General features: G+C 44.7%; 1 protein-coding gene. It reads left to right on the top strand.

Going from position 1 to position 10005, the window contains the following annotated elements; genetic code table 11:
• The first annotated feature begins 51 nt into the window (after nucleotides 1–51).
• Nucleotides 52–9951, top strand: a complete 9900-nt coding sequence (locus P5V12_RS10290; RefSeq protein ID WP_316957267.1) for an SDR family NAD(P)-dependent oxidoreductase — start codon at nucleotides 52–54, stop codon at nucleotides 9949–9951.
• Nucleotides 9952–10005 lie beyond the last annotated feature (54 nt).

The raw sequence follows: 10005 nt of genomic DNA, 5'->3' as shown, positions 1-10005 counted from the left end.
TTTGACCTGGCGCAGGGGACCTTGCGCCATCATTACGGGAACAATGAACACATGACTTCCACAGATTCACAATCGAAGACCACGGGCACCGTTCTATGTCAGGATCACGGCAATGGTATCTACTCGCTTCAGATTGACGCCGTAGCGGATCAGCCAGTTTTGTCTGAAGCGATCCAGCAAACGCTGTTGAATCAATTGGCGTTGGTGCAAAGCCATGCCGATCTGAAAGTGTTGATTTTGCAAGGTGGCGAGCAGACGTTTCTTCGCGGCGACCGAAACCATGTTAACCAAGCGATAACAAGCAAGCTCCTGGCTACCCTCAGTGAATTTCCCTATCCGGTGATTGCGGCGGTGGAAGGCCATGCAACCGGTGCGGGTTGGTTGGTGGCGTCACTGTGTGATTTTATGGTGCTCAACCAGGATTCAGACTACGGCTACAGTGTGGACGAACTCTTCCCCAGTCCAGCCGAACAGCAGATGTTTGAACATCGCTTTGGTTACCAACAGGCGACAGATTTACTATTTCAAACACCCTTGATGCGCGGAGCAGAATTAAAAGCAAAATCCTGGACCTGCGCCATCGTCGACAAAAAACAGGTGCACACCCACGCACACAAATTGGCAGAAAACCTGGCCAAAAAACCACAAACCGCCTTACGTTTATTAAAACAACACCTGGGTCGTCAACAATTCGCCTTAACGCAACAACTGAACCCGGTTGATGCGATTGCAGAACCCACACCCGCAAAAAAAGTGAAGCTGAGTTCCCCCAGCAAAAACATCGCATTACACACCGAACAAGAGCATGTGCTCACGGTACATATCCAGCAAGCCAAACGCAGTTACGCGGTAAAAACCTTACTGGCCGATCTCACCAAATTAGCTCGTCAAATCAATAAAGCACCACACTACAAAGTGGTGATCCTGCAAAGTGACTACGCAGAATTTTTCAGCGAAGACAACGAAAAAATTCAAGCCAGCCAAGTATTGGCATTGCAACAATGGATACAAAGTATCGAGCGTCCGGTTGTCTGCTTACTAAATTCAGACAGCCAGGGCAAAGCGTGGTTGATGAGTCAGGTGTGTGACAGCGTGATCTATCAACAGCAGGGTAGCTACAGCCTGGCAGGGGTATTACACGACCCGCAACTGGCTCAACCGACCTCGGCACTATTAACGTATCACTATGGTCAAGTGGTAGGACGGGAACTGGTATTAAGCGGTGGTGTAGTAACCGGTGCCGAACTGCAACAACGTTGCCCCAGTGTGCTGGTCGCCAATTCAGATCAGGAAGCCTCAACAAAAGCTCAGCAACTCGCGGCATTTTTAGCCGAGTATCCGCTTGCGGAACTCCAAGCCTGGAAACAACACCGTGTAACTTGCTTAACCACACTGATATCAAACTTACCGAACTGGCAGGCGGGTGCAGAAGCACCCAGTGATGGACAGGTAACCGAAGTTACCGACATCGCATTAAATACCCAAGTGATTAAAGCCAAAGCCCATCCGCAGGGCATTATCGAAGTGCGCATGGAAGATCGCGAAGCCAAAAACATGTTCTCGGAGGCATTTACCGATGGCATGAGCGAAGTGTTCCAACATATTGAAGCCAACCCACAATACAAGGTTGTGGTGCTGACCGGTTACGACAAATATTTTGCTTCTGGTGGCACCAAAGCAGCGTTGTTGGCTATTCAGGATGGGCAAACACAATTTACCGACAATAAAGTATTTCAATCCACCTGGGCGTGTTCGATTCCGGTTATTGCCGCGATGCAGGGTCACGGTGTGGGGGCTGGTCTTGCTCTTGGGTTATTCGCGGATATCACCATTTTAAGTTCGGAAAGCAAATTCTTCAGTCCGTATATGCAATATGGTTTCACGCCTGGCGCGGGAGCGAATTTAATTACGCCTCTAAAATTTGGCTATGATCTGGCAAAAGAATCGTTGCTAACCGCACACGAATCATCCGGTCAGGAATTTTTGGATCGAGGCTTGCGCTTACAGGTATTACCGCGTGCAGAGGTCGTTCATCGCGCTCTGGAAATAGCCAAAGTGCTTGCCAGGCAGCCGAGAAGTTTACTGGTTGCATTAAAGCAGCAATGGAATAGTCCCATTAATTCCAGCTTAGAAGAAAATTATCAATGTGAATTGGCGATGCATGAAAAAACGTTTGTGGGGCAGCAAGAAACATTACAACAAATACAAACAACATTTAATGATGTTGCTGAAAACTCTTTGTCGACGGAACCTAATCAAAACGAAGGTTTACAGCCTGAAATAGTGGACAGCGTGATTGTAAATTCTGTTCAACAAGAATACTCGCATGTTGAAATTTCAGCGCAACTTAAATCCCTGCTGGCGCAAGAATTACATCTTGAGTTTGATGAAATTGAAGAGGATATTCAGTTTGTTGACCTTGGTTTGGATTCCATTACCGGTGTAACCTGGGTTAGAAAAATCAATGACCATTATGGAACCGCGATTGAAGCGGCCATGATTTATAGCTACCCAACGTTAACCAAACTCAGTCAGTTTGTAAAAGAGCAGGCCGCCAGTAACCTGGTGATGAAAAAAGATGATGTCGTTACAGATGAAACTTATGTTGCTGACACTGAGGTAAATACTCGGCAGCATGTTGATTCTGCTCTGGAAACGCTCGAGTCCGAAGATGTAAATACTCAAATCTCCCAGGCGGATATTGCAGACTCCTTATGTCAGTTGTTGGCAGAAGAACTGCATTTGGATATGAGTGAAATTGATGAGGATACGCAGTTTGTGGATCTTGGTCTCGACTCAATTACCGGCGTAACCTGGGTAAGAAAAATCAACGACAGGTTCAACACTGCTATTGAAGCGGCCATGGTGTACAGCTATCCGACCTTGAGAAAATTGAGTGAATTTGTTTTTTCGGAAGTGGGTTCATATGCGGCACCTTTAAAGGAAACAGTTGAGCAAAAAAATATCTCTCAGGATATTCAAAAAGGGGAATATCCGGTACCCCAATACAGTGCAACGGATATTTCTGAAACATTAAAGTCCTTACTTTCCCAAGAGCTGCATTTAGACGAAAGCGAAATCAATGAAGATGCTCAGTTTATAGACTTAGGTTTGGATTCTATTACCGGTGTCACCTGGGTAAGAAAAATCAATGATAAATTCGCAACTTCCATTGAAGCAGCGATGGTATACAGCTATCCAACGCTAAATAAGTTAAGTGCATTTATTCAGCAAGAAACGGTTTCATTTGTTGCCGATTTGCCTAAGCCAACGCCGAGCAGAGCGATCAAATCAGCTAAACTGCCTCGGACAGATAATCGCCCTGTATCTCAGACTACAAATACTCTTACGCCGAAAAAAGAACTTGTTTCCCTGAGAAAGACGACAAAAGACAAAAAGGGGAGTGAAAGCGTTGCAAAGAGTCATTATGTAAATCAGCCTATCGCAATAATTGGTATGGCGGGGCAATTTCCTAAAGCGAATAATTTACAGGAATACTGGCAAAATATTATCGACGGTAAAAACTGTATCAGTGAAATTCCAAAGCACCGTTGGGATCTGGATAAACATTACCAACCAGGCCAACCACAGGAAGGAAAATCAAACTGTAAATATGCTGGCTTATTGGATGAATATGATTTGTTCGACCCCCGGTTCTTTGACATCTCTCCTGCTGAAGCGCGGTCGATGGACCCACAGCAACGGCTGTTTTTACAGTCCTGTTGGCACACAATAGAAAATGCTGGCTACAATCCAAAATCCCTTTCGGGCAGTAAGTGCGGTGTGTTTGTTGGTAGCGCCATCGGTGATTACAATAACTTGTCCCGCAAGATGGAATTAAGTGCGCACGGTTTTACCGGGTGCGCAGCATCGATTCTTGCCGGTCGTATTTCCTACATCTTGAATTTACAAGGCCCGAGTATTGCTATCGATACAGCGTGTTCTTCCTCGCTGGTCGCCATTGCCAATGCATGTGATAGTTTGTTGTCCGGTACCTCTGATATGGCTTTAGCCGGTGGTGCCTACGTCAGTTCCGGGCCAGATATGCACATTACAACGTCTCAGGCGGGAATGCTCTCTGCGGATGGGAGATGTTATACCTTTGATCAGCGTGCAAATGGTTTTGTACCGGGTGAAGGTGTTGGTGTGGTTATGCTAAAACGCCTGGATGATGCCATTCGTGATAACGACATTATTTATGCGCAAATCGAAGGCTGGGGAACCAATCAGGATGGTAAAACCAATGGTATTACTGCGCCTAACGCAGAATCTCAGGCTGCACTTGAGAAAGAAGTCTATCGTAAGTTTAATATTGACCCGGAATCGATTCAGTTAATTGAGGCGCATGGTACCGGGACAAAACTTGGCGACCCAATCGAAATTATCGGTTTAAAAAATGCGTTTAAAGCATTCACCGAAAAACAAGCTTACTGTGCGATTGGTTCGGTGAAATCCAACATTGGTCATTGCTTATTGGCTGCGGGTGTTTCGGGTGTGATTAAAGTAGCGATGGCACTTAAACACAAGCAGCTTCCTCCAACCATTAACTTTGATAAGTTAAATGAACATATCAACCTGAAAGGCTCTCCGTTTTATGTCAATACCGAGCTAAGTCCCTGGGATGTGCAAGGGAAGGCTCAGCGTAAAGCCGCGGTGAGTTCTTTTGGTTTCAGCGGTACCAACGCGCATCTGGTTATCGGTGAATATGTTCCTGATACGCAAGCACGTGTATTCCGATCTCAAAGTAAGCTGTTGCCGGAGTTTATCTTTCCGCTGTCTGCCAAAACCGAAGAGCGACTTCTGCAAAAATGTGTGGATCTAAAGGATTTTATCGAACAGCAAAAATCGTCATTAGCCATTGATTCTCTGGCGTACACCTTGCAGGTGGGTAGAGAACCTATGGAAGAGCGTTTATGTCTGGTAGCGAAAAACCTGGATCAATTACAAGAATTGCTCGCCAAGGTTATTGAGGGAGAAAATCCTGGCCAGGTATATCGTGGGCAGGTGAGAAAAAATAAAGAAGGCATTAGCATCATCACTCAGGATGACGATATTAAAGAAAGTATTCTGAGCAAATGCATTGAATCGGAAAACTACGCCAAGTTAGCCAAGCTTTGGGCTACAGGTATCCTGTTTGATTGGAGCAGGTTATATGGTGGTGTAGCCCCACAACGTATCGAGGCACCATTGTATCCCTTTGCCAAAGAACGTTACTGGATCGACGTGGACCCATCTTTCGATGACGCAATCACAGGGAGAGAAGCCAAACCGCGGACGATATCGGTGAGTGCTGAACGTTATTTACATCCGCTGGTACACCGAAATACATCGAATCTTCAACAGCAAGCCTATACTTCGGTTTTCAATGGTAGCGAGCCGGCCATTCGAGGCTATCAGGTAAAGAATGCTGGCGTTGGATTACCCGCAATTGCACAGCTTGAATTATTACTTGCCGCGTTAACCGATGCGACAGGTGTAGATGCTGACGCAATTACGCTGGAAAATATTCTCTGGGGTGAGTTAAAAACTGTTCACGATCAACTTACTTTGATTACCTCAATCTATCCATCGAATACTGAGAATTATGTTGAGTTTGATATTTGCTGTGATGATATCGAGCATGTACTTTGCCAGGGGCAAGCCCGGTTAAATGTAATTCCGATGGAGAAGTCACGTGATCTCGCTGACTTGCGCCAGCGTATGCAATCGAATACGTATGATCATAATCAGCTTAAGACCGAACTTGCCAATGGTGAGTTGATTTACGGTGAGTTTTACCGAGCCTTTGGGTGTTTGAATATTGGTAAACAAGAAGCCTTAATTGAGGTGTTGGTAGAGGGTTACGAAAAAGCCGACTATTGTTTACACCCCGCGATATTGGAAGCCGTTTTGCAAGCTGCTTCGGTGATAAATGGTCGAAGTTATACGTCGTCTTCTTTAAGATCATTGCATTATTATCAGTCGATCAGCTGCAAGACTGTCAACATCTGGTTGCGAAAAACCAACAGCGATGATGTTTTTGATGTGGATATCTACGATGCACGCGGTGTCGTCGTTGCTCAATTAGTGGGATTAGGCGTGGTGGATGTCTCTGTACGGACAGAATCCGTCATCGAGGCAGCCGGACAAATTCCGGGCGTTGAAGCGTCGCAAAAACTGTTCTTTAAAGAATATTGGAAGCCTGAGTCGACGAATGATATTTCCATCCGAACACCTAACAAAACATTAGTGTTTGGCAATAAAGAAGATAAATCGCTAACTCATGAAACATCCACAAAAGATTTTGTTTTTATTGATCAGCCAGAGTCAATTACAAATGAAATCATAGCTAAGGCGATTCTGGAAAATACACCGGATACGATCATATACGCCTGGAGTAAAAGTAAAGCTGAGCAGGGGGTTTTATCAATATTCGATTTGTTTAAGGTAATTAAATCCTCACAGGTAACAATTAATAAAGTTGTGCTGGTCGGTGAATATAATCCGGTAAATCTAACCAGTTGCTGGGATTATTCCTGGATTGGCTTTCAACGCTCATTAAAAATGCTGTTGCCTGAGGTGGAAATTTCCATCGTATATCTAGCCGATAGTGCATTAACACCTGTCGCCGCATTAGACGGAATAAACAGTGATGGCGCTGTTTGGTATCAAGGCAGTCAACGTTTTGTTCTTTCTATTCAGGAAACCGAACTAAAAGAAGAATCAGCTAATTCCGGTATCAAACAGGGCGGTGGATATTTAATTACCGGTGGCTGTGGTGCAATTGGATTTAAATTTGCCAGTTATCTTGCTGAAACATTTAATGCGAAGGTGGTGCTATTAGGTCGTAGTCGATTATCGGAATCAGTCCAGGCAAAACTGACTGAGTTGAAAGATATGGGGGCGTCTGAAGCGATATACATATGTTCTGATGTATCCAATAAACAATCACTCAAAACTCAATTTGATGCGTTATCCTTTAACTTGTCCGGTATATTTCATGCGGCGGGTATTGAATCCGCCAAGCCATTTGATGAAAAAGATCATGCTGAAATAAAGCAGGTGCTCAAGCCCAAAATCGATGGCAGCTTATTGTTGGACGAAGTTCTGGAACTCAATAAACCGGGTAAAGCAGCAAGTAACCTGGACTTCATCTGTTACTTTTCATCCTCCTCGGCCATGTTGGGTGATTTTGGTTCCTGTGACTACGCCATTGCCAACCGATTCCTAATGGCATATGCCCAGTACAGACAATTAAACGCTGAATACGCTGGCAAGTCTTACGTGATTAATTGGCCGCTCTGGGCCAAGGCTGCCAATCAAGAAAATGGCATGGGATTAAGTGGTTCAGAACAAACTGATTTCTATTTAAAATCCAGTGGTCAGGAGGCGTTACAAGAGCAAGATGGGGTGCAGGCCTGTCATGACATTATGACTTCGGATCTTACCCAGTCTCTGGTTATGATTGGTAAACCCAGCAGGATTAATCAGTTCTTAAATCGAACCTACCACCCGGAAAAGAAAAATCCGGTTGAGGAAAAGTCCGTTTCCGTAATGGAAAATATCGCATCAGAGTTACAGGAAACGTCAGCGGACAAACCCGCTTATTATGCAAAAGGGTGGAAGAGTCAGTATCAGGATCTTTCGCTGAACGCCATTCTTAGTCTGGAACTGAAAGACCTTGTTGCTGACAATTTAAGTATTGCCAAACACCAGTTGAACGACAAAACCAATCTAGCGGATTACGGTTTTGATTCAATTAGCCTGGCTTCTTTTGCGCGATATTTATCGACGTATTTCAGTTTGAACATTACGCCTGCGTTGTTCTTTAATTATGCGACTATTCAGCAACTGGCCGAATATTTCGTTAATGAACACCATTCGCATATGCTTGATTTCTATTGTCAGCCAAATGCGGTTAAATCTGTTAAACCTATCGTGCGCCCGGTCGCTCTACCAAGCGTTAAAGCACCGAGAGAACTACTGAAAAAACGCTTTGTATCCACCGCAAAAACGAAATTCATGGGGAATTCGGAGCACGATAGTGTCGCCATTGTGGGGATCTCCGGACGTTTTCCTAATGCAAAAAATGTGAATGAGCTATGGCAATTACTTGCCGAAGAACGTAGCGGCATCACGCAAATTCCTTCAGATCGCTGGAACTGGCGAGACTATTTCTATAGCCCAGGTGATATTAAAAACACCATAAGCACCAACAAAGGTGGATTTATTCATGGTGTTGATCAGTTCGATCCGTTGTTTTTTGAAATCTCTCCTGTCGAAGCTGAGGAAATGGACCCCTCCGAGCGGTTAATTTTGATGGAGGCCTACCGTGCAATTGAAGATGCTCGAATTTCTCCTGCGACATTACGGGGAAGCAATGTCGGAGTATTCGTTGGTATGGAGGAAAGTCAATATGGTCTTATTACAGAAGATCAGGGCGTGACAACCGCCGGCGGTGCGATGATCTCATCCCGTCTTTCCTATTTTCTCGATTTGCACGGTCCAACAATTGCGATCAATACGGCTTGTTCTTCCGGTCTTGTCGCCTTGCATCAAGCGGCAACAGCATTGAAGCATGGGGATTGTGAATCGGCACTTGTTGCTGGTGTATCACTCAGTTTGGCTCCGAAGGCTTGGGCAAAAATGAGCGAAGCGGGAATGATCTCTCAAGATGGAGAATGCTTTAGTTTTGCGAATAACGCCAATGGTATTGGTATTGGTGAATCGGTTGCGGTAGTGATGATCAAACCACTTTCCAAAGCCGAAGAGGACGGTGACCATATTTATGGTGTGATAAAAGCCAGTGGTATCAATTTTGACGGTAAAACCAATGGCGTAACGGCACCGAATGGCAATATGCAAGCCAAATTGATCGAAGATGTTTATACCCGAAATCACATTGATATCCACGATATTTCTCATATTGTTGCTCATGGTACAGGAACAAAACTGGGCGACCCTATTGAGATCAATGCACTTAATGATGTGTTCAAGCGCTTAAACTCAACGGGTAAAAAGTCGCCTCTAGGCTGCGCCATTACAAGTAATAAGAGTAACCTTGGGCACACCATGGCAGTCTCTGGGTTGGTAAGCTTAATTAGTTTGTTGAAAAGTATTGAACATCATCAAATTCCTGCGACTATTCACTGCGATGTTGAAAACGATTATTTCAACTGGAAAGACAGTAACCTGTACATTAATAAGAAAACCAAGTCGTGGGAAAAAGACGGCACCAAACCGCATTTGGGGGCAGTGAGTGCCTTTGGTCGAAGCGGTACCAATGTGCATGTGGTGATTGAGGAATATTGCAAGCAGGCGAACGCTGTTGCGTCAGATTCGCTTGGTCGAGCAATTATTCCATTGTCTGCGAAAGCGGAAGAGCAATTGATTCAAAAAGCCAAAGATTTAATTGCGTTTATTACAACCAACGAAAAACAGGGTGTGCCGTTAAACTTAGCCGAAATTGCCTACACGTTACAGGTTGGCAGGGAATCTATGGACGAGCGACTGTGTCTGGTGGTTGATTCGGTATCGGACTTAAAACAAAAGCTAACCTCTTACGTTGATGGTATGGTCAATCTCGTAGACGCATTTGTTGGTAGTGTGCATCATACTTCTCAAGGTGTGAGCATTATTAGCGACGATGATGATATGCGCGAAGCTGTGAATAAGTGGGTCGCCAATAATAAACTCAGCAAGCTTGCCCAACTCTGGGTAACCGGTTTTGAGATCAACTGGAAAGACTTGTATCAACACACATTACCAAAACGTATTGCGTTACCAACTTATCCTTTTGCCAATGAACGCTATTGGGCAAATACCAAAACCGATTTCGGTCATCAGGAAAAAGTGACAGGAAGTGAATCGAGTTCCTCTGATAGTTACGCTGCACTGGAGGCTGCGTTTGACTTGATTGAGGATGATACAGAGTTGGAAGCCGCCGTCGGTCTTATTAAACAAGCCCTATAAACCTTCTTAATGAAATACCACCTTCTCTGAAACAGGGATGATGGTGTTTACGAA

This window comes from Teredinibacter sp. KSP-S5-2 (assembly GCF_032773895.1).
In the GTDB taxonomy this organism is placed as follows: Bacteria; Pseudomonadota; Gammaproteobacteria; order Pseudomonadales; family Cellvibrionaceae.
Note: the sequence above shows the minus strand (reverse complement) of the source record. Positions and strands in the feature narration are given on the sequence as shown.

Coding starts and splice junctions, on each gene's coding strand:
- P5V12_RS10290 (WP_316957267.1), top strand. CDS start 52: ATGACTTCCACAGATTCACAATCGAAGACCACGGGCACCGTTCTATGT.